Source organism: Rhodopseudomonas sp. BR0G17, from assembly GCF_010907025.1.
Lineage (GTDB): Bacteria > Pseudomonadota > Alphaproteobacteria > Rhizobiales > Xanthobacteraceae > Rhodopseudomonas > Rhodopseudomonas palustris_H.
Genome location: NZ_QUML01000002.1, coordinates 139512 through 155427, shown reverse-complemented (window position 1 = coordinate 155427; position 15916 = coordinate 139512). Strand labels below are relative to the sequence as shown.

Sequence of the window (15916 nt, the reverse complement as noted above, 5' to 3'; positions counted from 1 at the left end):
CGATCTGGTGGCTGAGCTCCTTTTCCCCATTCTGAGTTAGTACCAACGATCTGTTGGGCCGTCGTCTCAATACGGCATATATTCTAAGGAAAGTTGCGGAACGACAAATCGGCCGCTGTCGTGCAATCTTGAGCACTAAATCCCGAAGGATTCTGTTCGGCAGCCGCATCCGGATGCCCAGATGCGCGCCTACACCGCGCGCGATCGCCAGCGCTGTCTCCTCAGCCGACCATTGCGGCCGGCTCGGCCAAGACGCATCGCGCCATCCGGCCCGGCCCGAGGGCCACTTCAGGCGGCAGCCCAGCCGAACAGCGCGGTTGAGCATGCGCGCAGCGCGGCGCGAACGAGCAAGCCTGCGGCTTGGTATCAAGCGATGGCGGTGCCCCCGGAATGGTTTCCAGCCGCGCGCCGCGTTTGGCGCCATGCACCGTCGAGGCGAGCAGGCCCTGCGCGTAAGGATGCTGCGGCTCGCGTACGATATCGCGCAACGAACCCTGCTCGATCGTCTGGCCGGCATACATCACGGCGACGCGGTCGCAGATTTCGATCGCCACGCCGATATCGTGGGTGACGAAGATCACCGACATGCCGAACTCGCGCTGCAATTCGCGTAGCAGCAGCAGGATCTGAATCTGCACGGTCGCGTCGAGCGCTGTGGTCGGCTCGTCGGCGAGCAGGATCTTCGGCTTGCAGGCTAGCGCCAGCGCGATCATGGCGCGCTGCCGCATGCCGCCGCTCATCTCGTGCGGATAGGCGTCGAGCCGCCGCTTCGCCGACGGGATGCGAACTACCTCGAGCATCTCAAGCGCGCGGGCCATCGCCTCGCGCTTGCTCTTGCCTTCGTGGCGCATCACCGACTCGGCGATCTGCTGGCCGACCGTGTAGACCGGATCGAGCGCCAGCGCCGGCTCCTGGAAGATCATCGATACGGTCTGGCCACGAAAGGTCGACAACGCTTCGTCATCGAGCGCCAGCACGTCCTGGCCGGCGACCCGGATGCTGCCGGTGATCGCGGTGCGCTTCTTCGGCAGCAGCCGCATCAAGGCGCGCAGCGTGACGCTCTTGCCCGAGCCGGACTCGCCGAGCAGGCCCAGCACCTCACCCTGGCCGAGCGAGAGGTTGAGATCGTTGATGGCGTACACGGTCCGCTCGCCGGTGAAGCGGACGTTGAGATCGCGGATTTCGACCAGGTTGCTCATCTACAGCTCCGGGCATTGCCGATGGAAGTCGGTGGCGCGCTGCCAGCCTGCGCCGATCCGCAGCAGCGTCGCTTCGTCGAACGGGCGGCCGATCAGTTGCAGGCCGATCGGCAGGCCGGCCTTGGAGAAGCCGCAGGGCAGCGCCAGCGACGGCAGGCCGAGATAGTTGATCGGCCGGGTGAAACGGGTCAGCCGCTGGATCACGGCTTCGGCGTTCAGGCTGTTGCCGACGTCGCTCTCTGCGATCGTCGGGGCCGGCACCGGCGACACCGGCGCCAGCACCGCATCGACGCCGGCCACCGCCGCGGCGAACTCCGCGAGCGCGACGCCGCGCCAGCGCATCGCTTCGAGATAAGTGACGGCCGGAATCGCCAGCGCGTTCTGCAGCCGCATCAGCACCTGCGGGCCGTAGTCCTGCGGCCGCTCGTGCATCCACTGGCCATGGAAGCCGGCAGCTTCGACCGCGAGCACGAGCTGTGCGGCGGCACTGAGCTGGCGCTGATCCGGCAGTTCGACTTCGATGACACGCACGCTTTCGCGCACCAGCGCTGCTTTGGTGTCGTCGAGCACGCGTGCGACCTCGGGGTCCAGATCGTCGACATAGAACGATTTCGGAATGCCGATGCTGAGACCTTGCAGCGGTTGTTTGGCGGCGGCCAGATAGTCTGGCACCGGACGATGCGACGCGGTCGGATCAGCAGGATCAGCGCCGGCCATCAGCCCGGTGAGCAGGGCGCAATCTTCGGCGGTGCGAGCCAGCGGTCCGACGGTGTCGAGCGAATGCGACAGCGGCATCGCGCCGGCGCGGCTGACCAGCCCGACGGTGGTCTTCAGCCCGGTGACGCCGCAGAAATGCGCCGGCATCCGGATCGAACCGCCGGTGTCGGAGCCGAGCGCCGCAAACGTCAATCGCGCGGCGACCGCCGAGCCGGAGCCCGACGATGAGCCGCCGGTGATGTGGTCGAGGCCCCACGGATTACGCACCGCGCCATAATGCGCATTGTGGCCGGTCGGGCCGTAGGCGAACTCCGACATCTGCAGGCTGCCGAGCCGAACCTGGCCGGCATCCTTAAGCCGCTGCAGCGCGGTCGAGGTGGTGGTGGCGACGAAGTCGCGGCGGATCTTGGAGCCGCAGGTCACGACGAAGCCGGTCTCGTAGTACATGTCCTTGTGCGCCAGCGGCACGCCGTGCAGCGGGCCTTTGCGCTCGCCCTTGGCCAGCGCGGCGTCCGCCGCATCCGCTGCAGCGAGCGCGCGCTCAGGCTCGATCGCCATGAAGGCGTTGAGCTTCGGCTGCGCCCGCGCGATACGGTCGAGACAGGCCTGTGTGACGTCACGCGACGACAGTTTCTTCGTGGCGATCGCCTCTGCAACTTCGGTCAGCGTCAGCAGCGCCGGATCGCTCAGGCTCATCGCGCGCCCTCGTTTTGCGCCACGACGTAGGTGGACGGTTCGAGATCGAACGGCAGCGTACCGGCGACCGGGGTGAAGCCGTCGAATGCCGGGCCGATCGAATTGGCGATCCGTGCCGCCACCGCGTCGTCGACCGGAAGCCCTGCGATCGCCGCCATTGTTTTGATCGTGGCGGGGTTGGGTTTGATCATTGCTGATTTCTCCTTATGGGGCGCGGCTGTGTCCCGAGCCGGGGATCGACATGAAGCACGCGGCCTGATGACCGCTGTCGCCGATCGACGACAGCTTCGGCTTGGCCTGCGAGCATAGCGCCTCGGCGAACGGACAGCGCGGATGAAAACGACAGCCGGCCGGCGGATCGATCGGGTTGGGCGGATCGCCGGTGATCGGCGGAACCTCGGTGCGACGGTCGGGATCGGACGACGGCATCGCCGCGAGCAGCGCCCGCGTGTACGGATGCGCGGGCGCGTCCCACACTTCATCGACCGGGCCGAGTTCGACGACTTCGCCGAGATACATCACCAGCACGCGGTCGGAGATGTAGCGCACCACATTGAGATCGTGGCTGATGAACAGATAGGTCAGGCCGAATTCGCGCTTCAGGTCGGCGAGCAGGTTCAGGACCTGCGCCTCGACCGACTTGTCGAGTGCGGAGACCGACTCGTCGAGGATCACCAGCCGTGGCGACAGTGCGAGTGCGCGCGCGATGTTGACGCGCTGGCGCTGGCCGCCAGACACTTCGTGCGGATAGCGATGCGCGAAGTTCTCGGGCCGAAGGCCGACCTTGCCGAGCAGTTCGCGCGCCAGCGCACGGGCGCTGGCATCGCTCATGCCGTGGACCTTCGGGCCGAACGCAATCGATTCCTCGATCGTGAGCCGCGGATTGAGCGACGCATAGCTGTCCTGAAACACCATCTGCATGCCGCGGCGCAGCTCGCGCAGGCTGAGTTCGCGCCCGACCTGCCGGGCGTCGAAGATGATCTCGCCGGCCGTCACCGGCATCAGGTGCATCAGCAGCCGGGCGGTGGTCGACTTGCCGCAGCCGGACTCGCCGACGATGCCCAGCGTCTCGCCCTTGGCGATCGAGAAGGTGACGTCGTCGACCGCCCGCACCGTTTTGGCGCCGCCGAACAGTCCGGTGCCGCGCACCGGGAAGTGCTTGGTGAGACCATTGACCTGCAACAGCGGCTGGGCGGCGCCGCCGATGTCTTCGATCGGCTCGAATTTTTCGACCTCTGCGATTGCGGAGACAGCTTTGCTCATCGCGTCAGTTCCTGATGTCCATGGCGCTGCGCATCGAGTCGCTCAGGAGGTTGAAGCAGATCGACACCGCGAAGATCATCACGCCGGGCAGCGCCGCCACCCAGGGATTGACGTAGATCGCGGTGCGCAGCGTGTTCAGCATCAGGCCCCATTCCGGTTCCGGCGGCTTGGTGCCGAGGCCGAGGAACGACAGGCCGGCGGCGAGGATCATCGACACCGAGATCAGGCCGGTGGCGTAGACGAAGATCGGCCCGAGCACGTTGCCGAGCATGTGCACCCGCATGATGGTGAAGGCGCCGGCGCCGGAGGCGCGTGCGGCTTCGACGAAGTCCATGTTGCGGACGCTGGTGGTGACGCTCTCGGCGACGCGGGTGATCTGCGGCACGAACACCACGGTCAGCGATACGATCGAGTTGGTGATGCCGGCGCCGAGCGCACCGGAGATCGCGATCGCCAGCAGCACCGACGGGAAGGCGTAGAACACGTCGATGGTGCGCATGATTGCGGTGTTGACCTTGCCGCCGACATAGCCGGCAACGAGGCCCAGCGAGGTGCCGATCAGGAACGCGAAAATCACCGGCAGCACGCCGATGAACAGCGATAGCCGGCCGCCATAGACCAGCCGGGCCAGCATGTCGCGGCCGAGCTCGTCGGTGCCGAGCGGATAGTTGGCAGTGCCGATCGGCTTCAGCCGCCGGATCATCGAGCCCTGATACGGATCGGCCAGATGTAGCCACGGCGCCAGCACCGCGGCGAGCACGATCAGCAGCAGGACGATGCCGCAGGCCAGCGCGATCTTGTCGCGGATCAGGCGGCGGCCGACATTGGCCCAATAGCCGCGGGCTTTGCCGGCGGGGGCGGTCTGCGGTGCGGCGTCGGAAGCGGTCAAACTCATCGTCGGTGCTCCCATGACATCAGGCCCGCTTGATCCGTGGATCGATCAGCGCCTGCGCGATGTCGACCGAGAGATTGAGCAGCACGAAGAACAGCGCCAGCACCAGGATCGTGCCCTGCAGCAGCGGCAGGTCGCGCTGGAAGATCGCGGAGTTGAGCAACAGGCCGGAGCCCGGCCAGGAGAACACCGTCTCGACCAGGATCGAGCCACCGAGCATGTAGCCCAGCTGCAGGCCCATTACGGCGAGTGCGGTCGGCGCCGCGTTCTTGATGACGTGGCCGAACACGCCGGTTTCGCGCAGGCCCTTGGCGCGCAGCGCCTCGACGAAATCCTGCGACAGGATATCGCCGGTCAGCGCCCGCACCGTGCGGGTGACGATGCCCATCGGAATGACGGAGGTGGTGATCGCCGGCAGGATGAGATAGCGCAGGTGCGCCCAGTCCCACGCCCATTGTCCGGAGCCGCCGGGACCGGCGCCGACCGCAGGCAGCCAATTGAGCTGCACCGAGAACACGATCACCAGCACCATGCCCAGCCAGTAATGCGGCACCGAGACGCCGGCGATGGCGATGCCGGTGGCCAGCTTGTCGATCCAGGTATCGCGGAAGTAACCGGCGATCAGGCCGAACAGCAGGCCGAACGAGAACCCGATGATCGCCGCCGCGATCGCCAGCATCACCGTGTTGCTGACCGCGCGCATCACCTCCGCCAGCACCGGACGGCCGGTGGCGATCGAGGTGCCGAGATCGCCATGCACTGCCTTCCACAGCCACAGCCCGAACTGCACCGGCAGCGGCCGGTCGAAGCCGTAGGCGGCGCGGAGCTGCGCCGCGAGTTCCTGCGACGCGTCCGCCGGCAGCACCGCGACCAGCGGATCACCGGGCGTGATGTGCACCAGCAGGAAACACACCAGCGCGACGCTGAGGACGATCGGAACGACATAGACGATGCGGCGGGCGATATAGGCGAGCACGGGACTCTCACTCGAACGAGGATGCAGTCAGTCGGGTCGAGGCGTCTTCCCCGTCATTGCGAGCGCAGCGAAGCAATCCAGTGATCAGTGCACTGGGCTGGATTGCTTCGTCGCTTCGCTCCTCGCAATGACGGGGTGGAGTTCAGCAGTGTCGATCTACGGCGCGATCGACACCGGGGAGAAGTCGACGAACCAGCTCTTCGGCTGCACGAAGCCCTTGATCTTCGGGCTCAGTGCACGCGGACCGACGTCGTGGGCGACGTAGAGGAACGCGGCGTCGTCGATCGAGGCGGCGTTGAGCTCGGCGAGGACTTCGTCACGCTCCTTGTCGGTGAACGTGGTGCGCGCCTTCTTCACCAGCTCGTCGAATTTCGGGTTGTTGATGTAGCCCCAGTTGTTCGACACCGGCGGCGCCATCGACGACTGCAGGAAGCGCACCAGCGCGAAGAACGGGTCCATCGCCGCGTAGGTGACGTTGATCGCATCCGAGCCGTTCGCCGACGGATCCTTGACGCCGCGGCGCCAGTTGGTGAACAGCGTGTTCCATTCGATCACGTCGAGCTTGACGTCGAAGTAACACTCCGCCAGCGCCTGCTGCAGATACTCGTTCATCGGCAGCGGCAGCATTTGGCCCGAGCCGGACGCCGAAGTTTGCACCTTGACGGTCAGCTTTTTGGTCGGGCCGTAGCCGGCTTCCTTCATCAGCTTCTGCGCCGCGGGCAGATCGTACTTGATCTGGAACTGCGGCTTGCCGCGCCAGGGATGGCCGGGCTCGAACGTGCCGGTGGCCGGCACCATCAGGCCCGACAGCAGGCCGTCGCGCATGCCTTCACGATCGATACACAGATTGGCGGCGCGGCGGACACGGATGTCGTTCCACGGCGAGCCTTCGATCCGCGAGAACTGCCACGGCCAGACGTGCGGCTGTTCGTTCTTCTCGATCTTGAAGCCGCGGCCTTCGATTTCCTTCACTGCATCCGGCGCCGGTGCTTCGATCCAATCGACCTGGCCGGAGAGGAGTGCTGCAGTCCGGGCATTGGCTTCCGGCATCGGCAGCAGCACCATGCGGTCGACATGCGGGATGCGGTTCTTGTCCCAGTAACCGTCGTTCTTGGCGAGCTCCAGCCGTTCGCGCGGGGTGAACTTCGCCATCTTCCACGGGCCTGTGCCCGACGCGTCCTTGGCGAAGGCGGCCCAGGCTGCGGTCGACTTCGCCTTGGCGTCGGCGCCCTCGGCCTTGTCGTACAGCGCCTGCCACTTGGTCGGGCTCGCCATGAACAGGTTGGTGAGGTTGATTGGGAGGAAGCTGTCGGGCTCCTTGGTCGTCAGCTCGACGGTCAGGTCATCGATCTTCTTGGCCGAGACCAGCGTCGGCATCCGCGATGCGGTCACGCCGATCTGGCTGGGGTCGTATTGCGGTGCTTCTTTGTTGAGCACCTTATCGACGTTCCACACCACGGCGTCGGCGTTGAAGTCGCTGCCGTCGTGAAACTTCACGCCGGGGCGAAGTTTGAAAATCCACTTTGTGTGATCAGCGTCTTCGACCTTCCATTCGGTGGCGAGACCTGGAATGACGACGCTCGCTTTGGTTGCCGACGATAGGTCCCACATCGTCAGGGCGTCGTACATCGTCAGCCCGGTGAAGCGGTTACCTTCGAAGCCCTGATCGGGCTGACCGAGCGTGCGCGGAATGTCCGCGGCCGTCATGCCGATGCGCAGCACGGACTCGGCGGACGCCAGCGACGGCACCATGAAGACGCTTGCCATCGACAGAACGAGCAGCGCAGCGCGACGGTTGTTACGACGAAAATTACGCATTCGACGAGAGTCCCTTTGCAGTGACTAATTGGCAGGCTGGTCAATGCAATGCATGTGCCAGCCAAAGCGGCAGTCCGACGCCGCCGGCCTCGACGGAGACGCGCAGACCCCCAATGCAAAACTGCGGGTCCGTCGTGGCGCGCCCGTTGCAAGTGGTTCGCCCATCGTCATCAGGAGATCAGTTGCGATGCGACTTAAGAGTTCATGGGTGCTGGGCGCGTTGTTTGCTGCGGCGAGCGCAATCGGTGCGGCGCGTGCGGAAACAGTGGTGCGTTACGGGATCTCGATGGCCGACATTCCGCTGACCACGGGGCAGCCGGATCGCGGCGCCGGCGCGTATCAGTTCACCGGCTACACGATCTACGATCCGCTGGTGGCGTGGGAGATGAACGTTGGCGATCGGCCCGGCAAGCTGGTGCCGGGGCTCGCCACCGAGTGGAAGGTCGACGACGCCGACAAGACCAAGTGGCGTTTCACGCTGCGCAAGGGCGTGAAGTTTCACGACGGCAGCGACTTCAACGCCGATGCGGTGATCTGGAATCTCGACAAGGTCCTCAACGACAAGGCGCCGCAATTCGACAAGCGGCAGAGCGCGCAGGTGAAGACCCGGCTGCCGTCGGTGAAGAGCTACGCCAAGATCGACGATTCCACCGTCGAGATCACCACCAAGACGGTCGACTCGTTCTTTCCCTATCAGATGCTGTGGTTCCTGGTGTCCAGTCCGGCCCAGTACGAGAAGGTCGGCAAGGACTGGGACAAGTTCGCCGCTAATCCGTCCGGCACCGGTCCCTTCAAGCTCACCAAGCTGGTGCCGCGCGAGCTCGCCGAGCTCACCAAGAACGATGAGTATTGGGACAAGTCGCGGCTGCCGAAGACCGATAAGCTGGTGCTGATCCCGATGCCGGAAGCGCTGACCCGCACCAACGCACTGCTGGCCGGCCAGGTCGATCTGATCGAAACGCCAGCGCCTGACGCGGTGCCGCAGCTCAAGGCTGCCGGCATGAAGATCGTCGACAACGTCACACCGCACGTTTGGAACTACCACCTCAGCGTGTTGCCTGGCTCGCCCTGGACGGATGTTCGCCTGCGCAAGGCGCTCAATCTTGCGATCGATCGCGAGGCGGTGGTCGGGCTGATGAACGGCCTCGCCAAGCCGGCTGTCGGTCAAGTCGATCCGTCGAGCCCGTGGTTCGGCAACCCGTCGTTCAAGATCAAATACGATCTGGCGGAAGCCAAGAAGCTGGTGAAGGAAGCCGGCTATTCGCCGGAGAAGCCGCTGAAGACCACCTTCATCATCGCCAATGGCGGCACCGGCCAGATGCTGTCGCTGCCGATGAACGAGTTCCTGCAGCAGAGCTTCAAGGAAATCGGCATCGACGTCGAGTTCAAGGTGGTCGAACTCGAGGTTCTGTACACCGCTTGGCGTAAGGGGGCGGCGGACGACTCCAACGCCGGCATCACCGCCAACAACATCGCCTACGTCACCTCCGATCCGCTGTATGCGATCGTGCGGTTCTTCCACTCCGGGCAGGTGGCGCCGGTGGGCGTCAACTGGGGCGGCTACAAGAACCCGAAGGTCGATGCGCTGATCGACGAGGCCAAGACCACGTTCGAGCCGAACAAGCAGGACGAACTGCTGGCGCAGGCGCATTCGCTGATCGTCGACGACGCCGCGCTGGTGTGGGTGGTGCACGATACCAATCCGCACGCGCTGTCGCCGAAGGTGAAGAGCTTCGTGCAGGCGCAGCACTGGTTTCAGGATCTGACCACGATCGGGCTGCAGTAACCAAGCCCAACAATAGCGATCACAAAACGGGCTGCGTGCGAAAGTGCGCAGCCCTTTTTTGTCGCCCGCTGCACAAACTTATCGCTTGGCCAAAGTTCAGCTTATCGTTGGTTGACAGGCTTGCCTAAGAAAAATGCAGTTCGTGCCTATTGGTGGCGCTGTGCACGCGTCCTGCTCCACGACGCAGCAGCGCCGACAAGAGGTATTTGGACTCGCGCCAGCGTGGTGCGACCACTCGTCACCACCATCCGTTCGGCGAGTGCCCATCGGGCGTGTCGGGCTCTATCTTGCGCCCGTCGCCAATCGCGACGCGGGGACGAGCGAGCATGACCAGCCAACGCGGATTTTGGGATCGGATGGCCGAGCGCTACGCCGCGCGGCCGATCAAGGACGTCGCCGCCTATGAGGCGATGCTGGCGGATGCGGCTGGGAGGCTTTCGCCGTCGGATCGGGTGCTGGAGATCGGCTGCGGCACCGGCGGCACCGCGATCCGGCTCGCGTCAGGGGTAGCGCATTGGACAGCGACCGACCTCTCGCCGGAGATGGTGCGGATCGCCAGCGCGAAGCCGGCGCCGCCAAACCTTAGCTTCGCTGTTGCCGATGCGGATCTGTCCACCGGCGAGCCGCCTTATGACGCCGTCTGCGCGTTTTTGATCCTGCATCTGGTCGACGACATCCGCACCACGCTGTCGACCATTCGCGACCGGCTGAAGCCGGGCGGTTTGCTGCTGAGCAAGACCTATTGCATCGGCGACATGAACCCCGCGCTGCGCTGGGGCGTGATCCCGGTGCTGCAGCGGATCGGCTGGGTGCCGCCGATCAAATCGCTGACGTCACAGCGGCTTCGCGCCGCGATCGCGGAGGCCGGATTCGAGATCGAGGCCTCACGCACTTTTGGCGGCAATCGCCACGCCCATTACATCGTGGCGCGCAAGCCGGCCTAAGCCGTTGCGGCGATCGTCCCTGCGAGGCAACACGCCCGGACGATCGCAAAGGCGTTAGTCCGGAAAGTCGCGGGACGTCAGCTGGCCGTCGCCGTCCTTGTCGATCGCCTTCATCCACGCGGTGCTGCCGTCGATGAACTCGGCGCGCGACACCCGGCCGTCGCCATCAGTGTCATTACGCGGCAGCGTCAGGCCGTCGGCGATCTGCCGGATCTTGACCTGCTCCTCAGGCGAGAACCGCGCGATGCCGGCGTCGCGCACCTTGTCGAAGCGCGCATATTCGTCGCGATCGAGATAACCGTCGGCATTGGCATCGAAGGCGTAGAAACGATGCTCGCGTCCCTGCTTGATCTCGGTCAGCGTGACGACGCCGTCATTGTTGCCGTCCCATTGCTCCAGGAAGTGCGAAAGGCTGACTGAGTCCGCGGCGATCGCCGGCGCGACCAGCGTGGCAGCCGCGATGGCCGCCAGAAGAAAGCGTTTGGTCATATCGTATCCTTGCTGGTTGATCAGAACGACGCCTTGATGCCGGCGTAGAAGCCGCGGCCGTCGCCAGGCAGGAAGGCAGCCTGATCGGGACGCGCCTGATCCACCACCAGCGAAGTCGCCGCATAGGTCTTGTTGAACAGGTTGGTGATCTCGCCGAACACTCGGAACGTCTTGTTGATCCGGTACTCGCTGCGCAGATCGACGACCGCGTAGGGATCGGCATAGAGCGTATTCATATTGTCGACCGGCACCTCGGCCGGGCTCCAGCGCACGGCGCCCTGCACCATCCAGGCGTCGGTCGCCTGCAGCTGCAGTTGCGCGTAGATCAGATGCGGCACCGCGCCGCCGAGCTTGTTGTTGCCGCGCAGCGGGTCGTTGACGAAGCGGAAGTCCTGATAGGTGTAGGCGAGCCGGCCGGAGAGCTTGTCGGTGAATTTCACGCCGGCGCCGAGTTCGATGCCGAAATGCGTAGTGCGGTCGGCATTGATCGCGCCGATCGAGGCGCCGGTGACGTCCCGCAGGTTGAGCAGCTCGTTGTCGATCCACGAGTAGTAGGTGACGACGTCCCAGGAGAATCGATCGGCGCGGCCGCGCCAGCCGCCTTCCACCGTCACCGCGGTCTGCGCCGACAGGTTCGGCGTCGCGAACGCCGCTGCGACCAGTTTGGGATTGGCCGGTGTCGGTCGTCCGGGGCTGGAATTCGGCGTGCCATTGATGGTGGCGATCAGATCGTCATGGGTCGGCGGCTCGAAGCTGTGGCTGCCGGCGATGAAGAAGGTCTGCGTCGCGTCGGGCCGATACGACAGCGCCAGGCTCGGATTCCAGCCCGAGTAGGATCGCGCGTAGCCGTTGTCCTGGGTCGGCACCGAGCCGTTCGGCAGCAGCACGGTCGGCTTGGCGGGATTGTATGCGATGGTCGGCCGCGTCGCTGCGGTGTAGCGGTCGTCATTGTCGCGCGTCGCATAGGCGTAAGAGATCGCCGGCGACACCGTCCATTGCTGCCAGACCGGCACGTTGGCGCCGGCAAACAGTGACAGCGTCTGTGCGTCGAGCCGGTTGCTGCCGAACTGTGCGCCGGTCATGCCGCTCTGGTTGAGATAGTAGTCGCGATCCGCCGAGCCGACGCTGTATTGCGCGGTGGTTTCGAACAGCGGCAGCAGCGCGTCCGCAGGGTTGTAGGCGTAGCGGACGAGGCCGGTGAAGTCGCCGCCCTTGGTGGCGCGCACCCCCGAAGAGATCGGAAACCGGAAGGTGTCGTCGGTGTAGGTGTAGCCGAGCGCGATATCGATCAGATGAGCATCGAATGTCGCGGTGGTGCGGTTGCCGATCATGAACTGGCTGGCGTCGCGCCGCGGTTTGTCGCGCACCGCGTTCGGCCCCGGGTTGATCGCGACGCCATTGACCACGGTCGGTCCGGTCGCCGTCTGCCGCGGATTAGCGTACAGCGCGTCCTTGTTGATCGGGCCTGCGACGTCGAATCCGAGATCGGTGTAGCCCAGGAAGAACCGGGTCTTGACGTTCTCCGACAGCGCGATGCCGACGTTAGCATTAAGGCTGGTGCGGTCCGACGAATTGTAGTCGCGGAAGCCGTCGCGTCGGGTGGTGTCGAACTGCAGGAAGGCGTCGACGTTGTCTTTCTTGGTGCCGATCTGGGCGCTGCTGTTGATTTGGCCGAAGCTGCCGCCGCTCACCGACATCTGCACGCCGGGTTGGCTCGATCCGGTCGGCGAGATGAAATTGATCGCGCCGCTCAGCACGGTGGCGCCGAGCCGGTTGGCCATGTAGCCGCGATACACTTCGATCGCTTCGGCCTGCCGCGGATTGGCAAAGCCGACGATGTAGGAGCCGTCGGCACGGTTGATCGGCAGGCCGTTATACAGCACCAGCACGCCGCGCTCGGCCGGGTTCTGCTGCGCCGAGCCGCGCATTTGAATCCGCGGCTGGTCGTTGGCGCCGAGGAAGTTCTGGATGATCAGTCCGGGAACGCCGGACAGCGTATTGGCGAGCGTCGGGTTGCCCGCGTTCGACATGTCCTTCTGCGACACCAGGGCGACGCCGCCGGCCAGCACGTTGAAGCGCTCGCGCACCAGGTCCACCGTCTGAACGGCGGAAGCTGCCGGCGCCGCGCTCGGTGTCGCGGCAGGAGCGGCGCGACGCACCACGGAGCGCGGCCGCGCCGGCGCGCGGACGGCTTCGCGCGGCTGCTCGACCACGATGGTGTCGAGCGTGATGGTGGCGCCGGGCGTTGCCGATTGCGCAAAGCAGAGCTGGCTGCTCGAGGTCAGCAGTGCCGCCAGCGTGATGGTTCGCAGCGGCCGGCATGGTGCCGCCGCAAGCGTCTTGCCGATCAGGCTGCGTGTGTCCGGATGCGCATCCGCTCTCATTCTTCGATCCCGTCCATTCGATCATCGCCCGCCTCGTCGGCGTGCGGCGCGGCGATGGCTCGCCCTCCTTGCGAATGAAAGATCGCGCCCTTGCGGGACGCGACAGCCGGCACACAGGCCCGCGTCAGCGACCGCGATCACGACCTTTCGGTTCTGATCTCGATGGCAATCGGGCTTTCTCGATCAGCGCTGACCATAGCGAGCGCATCGCCGCGGCTTTTTGCTTTCGAGCAAACAACGCCGGCCGCGGGCGCGGCGGCCCCCTAGAAAAGCTCGCGACTGTGACAATTGTTCACGTGCCGATTAGAGGCCTTCAAAACCACAGCGGCCAGTGCCGCTGATAGGAAGGGCGCGTAGGAAACGCCCGCTGATAGACGCCGCAGAGTTGCAAGGTTGATGATGGAAAAGGGTGTCCTACGCGCCGCTGCCGCACGCAGCGCGCTGTTCTCGCAATTGCCGCCCGCGGAGACGTCGCGCCTGTTGGACGCGTCGAGCCTGCGGCAATTCCCGGCCGGGCAGGCGCTGTTTCACCAGGGTGACGTGCCGGAGTATCTGTTTCAGATCCTCAGCGGCCTGGTCCGCGTCACCCAGCTCAACAGCGAGGGCGAGCAGATCACGCTGCGGATCATGCGACCGGGCGATCTGTGCTGCGTGGCGGCGTTTCGCCAGCGCTCATATCCAGCTACCGCCACCGCGATCAAAGCCACCTCGGTGCTGGCGTGGCGGACGAGCTCGTTCATCGCGTTGACCCAGCAGAGTCCGGCGCTCGCCGACAACGTCGTCTGCATTGCCGGCGACCGGACACGCGAGATGCTGCAGCGCGCCACCGAGATGACCGGCAAATGCATCGCGCAGCGGATCGCCGCCTCGCTGCTGCGGCTGTCTGCCCAGGCAGGCGTGCGGACGTCCGCCGGTATTCATATCGAATCCCCCGTCACCCGGATCGACCTCGCCTCGATGGCGGGCCTGACCTACTTCACCGTCAGCCGCACCCTCAGCGCCTGGCAGAAACAAGGCCTCGTCAAAAGTGGTCGTCACCGCCTGACGATCCTGGACATCAGCCGGATCTCCGAAATCGCCGAGCCGCGGATCGGGATCGGTTGAGACGAGCGGCCCGCGCACGTGCGGCAAATGAATATAGGAATCATTAACGCGGCAGCCCTAGTCCTTAAGGTGTCCAAATAAGGTCTTGAATCGCTGCCGGATCGCCGATGAGGGAAGACTCTGTCGCCTCGGTTTTGTCGGACGAGGCTCGCGCACGTCTCTATGATCAGGCCCTGACCGCCGCTGGGATCGGCGCTTGGGAGTGCGACCTCGCAACCGAGCGCCTGAACTGGACCTCCGCGGTCTATGGTCTGTTCGGCTATCCGATCGGCAACCCGCTGCGGCGCGCCAGCATCGTCGACCTCTATATCGACGAATCCCGGCGCCACATGGAGCTCGCCCGCGCCGAAGTGATCCAGAGCGGACGTCCGGTCACGCTGGAGACCGAGATCCGCACATGGCGCGGCGAGATGCGCTGGATGCGGCTGTCGATCAATGCGCTGCGCGAGAGCGGCCGCCCGGTGCGGATCTTCGGCTGCAAACAGGACATCACATCCGACCGGCTCGCGATCGAGCGCCTGCGGCAGCAGGCCGAAACCGATCCTCTCACCGGCCTTGCCAATCGCGCCTGTTTCCAGACGCGCTATCGCGAGGTGGTGGGCGACAGCCTGCATCATGGCTTCGCCTCAGCGCTGGTGCTGATCGATCTCGACGGCTTCAAGGAGCTCAACGATACGCTCGGCCATCTCGCCGGCGACGCGTGCCTGTGCGAAGTGGCCCAGCGCCTGCGCCGCGCCTTCAACAGCGCCGGCCTGATCAGCCGTCTCGGCGGCGACGAATTCGCCATCATCCTTCGGACGCCGACCCAAGCCGCGCGGATTGCCGACGTGCTGCGGCGGACCATCGTGATGTTGAGCCGCCCGCTGTTCTGGAACGGCCATCGCATCAAAGTCAGCGCCTCGATCGGCGCCGCCCTGATCGGCCGCCCTCACCAGCGGCGGATCGCCGACCTGTTCGCCGAAGCCGACCTCGCGCTGTATCAGGCCAAAGCTGCAGGGCGGAATCGGGTGAGCCTGATCGGAGATCAAGCGCAGAGCCGGGCGGCGTAGCGGGGGCTGTTAGATCGCTTCAGGGCACGCACGAACGCAGCGCCTGTCCCGCGGCTATGCCCGCTTGTCGAATATCCGATGGGAAGGTCGTGATCACATCCTGCATGGCAGCAGGATGGCGCACCATTCAGAACAAAACTGCGAACTCGTACATCATTGAAATATCGATATGTCTTTGGCGGATGGTACCTGAGCGTGCGACGATTGACCTCTTGACTAGGGGGGCGTGCCGTTTGCGACCGCCGAGAGGGGCGTCGTTTCCAATCAAATCCAAGATCGACCCGTCGATGAGGTCCGCTGTTGCAGGCCTATCGGCCGCGTTCGAAGGTGCCAGAACTGATCATGAAGCTGATAATACCATCCAGTGTGAGAAGACGCCGAACTTTGACCTCTATCGGCTCCCGACATTGACCCTATCGTTGATGAACAATCCGGCGGTATATTCAGAGGCCTCTTCCGTTTTGACCGGGTCAACCTCGGCGCCGATTGGCGGTCAAGTGGTGCGCCGAATAACATTCTAGGCTTGCCAACCGTTGATTGCGGATGACCTAATCAAGCGGGCGGTGGTCGTCTGAAGCCCTTCGCTACGGGGGTATTAG

General features: G+C 64.9%; 13 protein-coding genes. 4 read left to right on the top strand and 9 right to left on the bottom strand.

Annotation, left to right across the window (positions count from 1 at the left end; all coding sequences use genetic code 11):
* Positions 1 to 221 precede the first annotated feature (221 nt).
* From DY467_RS02800 to DY467_RS02770, 7 genes are all read right to left on the bottom strand, one after another.
* A complete protein-coding gene (locus DY467_RS02800; RefSeq protein WP_107354229.1) occupies positions 222 to 1199 on the bottom strand; it encodes an ABC transporter ATP-binding protein in 978 nt (325 codons plus the stop codon).
* Positions 1200 to 2612: an amidase gene (locus DY467_RS02795; RefSeq protein WP_164633941.1), complete on the bottom strand. Its 1413-nt coding sequence runs from the start codon at positions 2610 to 2612 to the stop codon at positions 1200 to 1202.
* Positions 2609 to 2803: a hypothetical protein gene (locus DY467_RS02790; protein WP_164633940.1), complete on the bottom strand. Its 195-nt coding sequence runs from the start codon at positions 2801 to 2803 to the stop codon at positions 2609 to 2611. Before DY467_RS02790 ends, DY467_RS02795 begins: the two co-directional genes overlap by 4 nt.
* Positions 2804 to 2816: 13 nt before the next feature.
* Positions 2817 to 3875: an ABC transporter ATP-binding protein gene (locus DY467_RS02785; protein WP_107342945.1), complete on the bottom strand. Its 1059-nt coding sequence runs from the start codon at positions 3873 to 3875 to the stop codon at positions 2817 to 2819.
* A gap of 4 nt (positions 3876 to 3879) precedes the next feature.
* A complete protein-coding gene (locus tag DY467_RS02780; RefSeq protein ID WP_164633939.1) occupies positions 3880 to 4770 on the bottom strand; it encodes an ABC transporter permease in 891 nt (296 codons plus the stop codon).
* A gap of 19 nt (positions 4771 to 4789) precedes the next feature.
* Positions 4790 to 5743, bottom strand: coding sequence for an ABC transporter permease (locus tag DY467_RS02775; protein ID WP_011156327.1), 954 nt, complete (start codon positions 5741 to 5743; stop codon positions 4790 to 4792).
* A 156-nt stretch (positions 5744 to 5899) separates the two neighbouring features.
* Positions 5900 to 7561: an ABC transporter substrate-binding protein gene (locus DY467_RS02770; protein WP_164633938.1), complete on the bottom strand. Its 1662-nt coding sequence runs from the start codon at positions 7559 to 7561 to the stop codon at positions 5900 to 5902.
* A 187-nt stretch (positions 7562 to 7748) separates the two neighbouring features.
* On the opposite strand from DY467_RS02770, the gene DY467_RS02765 reads away from it, so the two are divergent.
* A complete protein-coding gene (locus DY467_RS02765; protein ID WP_164633937.1) occupies positions 7749 to 9347 on the top strand; it encodes an ABC transporter substrate-binding protein in 1599 nt (532 codons plus the stop codon).
* Positions 9348 to 9673: 326 nt separating this feature from the next.
* Positions 9674 to 10291: a class I SAM-dependent methyltransferase gene (locus DY467_RS02760; RefSeq protein ID WP_164633936.1), complete on the top strand. Its 618-nt coding sequence runs from the start codon at positions 9674 to 9676 to the stop codon at positions 10289 to 10291.
* A gap of 54 nt (positions 10292 to 10345) precedes the next feature.
* On the opposite strand, the gene DY467_RS02755 is transcribed toward DY467_RS02760, so the two are convergent.
* Together DY467_RS02755 and DY467_RS02750 are read right to left on the bottom strand one after the other, a co-directional pair.
* Entirely contained in the window at positions 10346 to 10780 is a 435-nt protein-coding gene (locus DY467_RS02755) for an EF-hand domain-containing protein (protein WP_164633935.1), read from the bottom strand.
* A gap of 20 nt (positions 10781 to 10800) precedes the next feature.
* The gene (locus DY467_RS02750; protein ID WP_164633934.1) at positions 10801 to 13164 is read right to left on the bottom strand and encodes a TonB-dependent receptor family protein; all 2364 of its coding nucleotides are present in this window, start codon (positions 13162 to 13164) and stop codon (positions 10801 to 10803) included.
* A 399-nt stretch (positions 13165 to 13563) separates the two neighbouring features.
* On the opposite strand from DY467_RS02750, the gene DY467_RS02745 reads away from it, so the two are divergent.
* Both DY467_RS02745 and DY467_RS02740 read left to right on the top strand, forming a co-directional pair.
* Positions 13564 to 14268, top strand: a complete 705-nt coding sequence (locus tag DY467_RS02745; protein WP_164633933.1) for a Crp/Fnr family transcriptional regulator — start codon at positions 13564 to 13566, stop codon at positions 14266 to 14268.
* Positions 14269 to 14375: 107 nt separating this feature from the next.
* Positions 14376 to 15317 carry a sensor domain-containing diguanylate cyclase gene (locus DY467_RS02740; protein WP_164633932.1) on the top strand — a complete coding sequence of 314 codons (942 nt, stop codon included), beginning with the start codon at positions 14376 to 14378 and terminating at the stop codon, positions 15315 to 15317.
* Positions 15318 to 15916: the final 599 nt, after the last annotated feature.

What these genes read in the sequence shown, in the direction of transcription:
- DY467_RS02800 (WP_107354229.1), bottom strand. Translation starts at nt 1,199, where the DNA reads ATGAGCAACCTGGTCGAAATCCGCGATCTCAACGTCCGCTTCACCGGC.
- DY467_RS02795 (WP_164633941.1), bottom strand. Translation starts at nt 2,612, where the DNA reads ATGAGCCTGAGCGATCCGGCGCTGCTGACGCTGACCGAAGTTGCAGAG.
- DY467_RS02790 (WP_164633940.1), bottom strand. Translation starts at nt 2,803, where the DNA reads ATGATCAAACCCAACCCCGCCACGATCAAAACAATGGCGGCGATCGCA.
- DY467_RS02785 (WP_107342945.1), bottom strand. Translation starts at nt 3,875, where the DNA reads ATGAGCAAAGCTGTCTCCGCAATCGCAGAGGTCGAAAAATTCGAGCCG.
- DY467_RS02780 (WP_164633939.1), bottom strand. Translation starts at nt 4,770, where the DNA reads ATGAGTTTGACCGCTTCCGACGCCGCACCGCAGACCGCCCCCGCCGGC.
- DY467_RS02770 (WP_164633938.1), bottom strand. Translation starts at nt 7,561, where the DNA reads ATGCGTAATTTTCGTCGTAACAACCGTCGCGCTGCGCTGCTCGTTCTG.
- DY467_RS02765 (WP_164633937.1), top strand. Translation starts at nt 7,749, where the DNA reads ATGCGACTTAAGAGTTCATGGGTGCTGGGCGCGTTGTTTGCTGCGGCG.
- DY467_RS02760 (WP_164633936.1), top strand. Translation starts at nt 9,674, where the DNA reads ATGACCAGCCAACGCGGATTTTGGGATCGGATGGCCGAGCGCTACGCC.
- DY467_RS02755 (WP_164633935.1), bottom strand. Translation starts at nt 10,780, where the DNA reads ATGACCAAACGCTTTCTTCTGGCGGCCATCGCGGCTGCCACGCTGGTC.
- DY467_RS02750 (WP_164633934.1), bottom strand. Translation starts at nt 13,164, where the DNA reads ATGAGAGCGGATGCGCATCCGGACACACGCAGCCTGATCGGCAAGACG.
- DY467_RS02745 (WP_164633933.1), top strand. Translation starts at nt 13,564, where the DNA reads ATGGAAAAGGGTGTCCTACGCGCCGCTGCCGCACGCAGCGCGCTGTTC.
- DY467_RS02740 (WP_164633932.1), top strand. Translation starts at nt 14,376, where the DNA reads ATGAGGGAAGACTCTGTCGCCTCGGTTTTGTCGGACGAGGCTCGCGCA.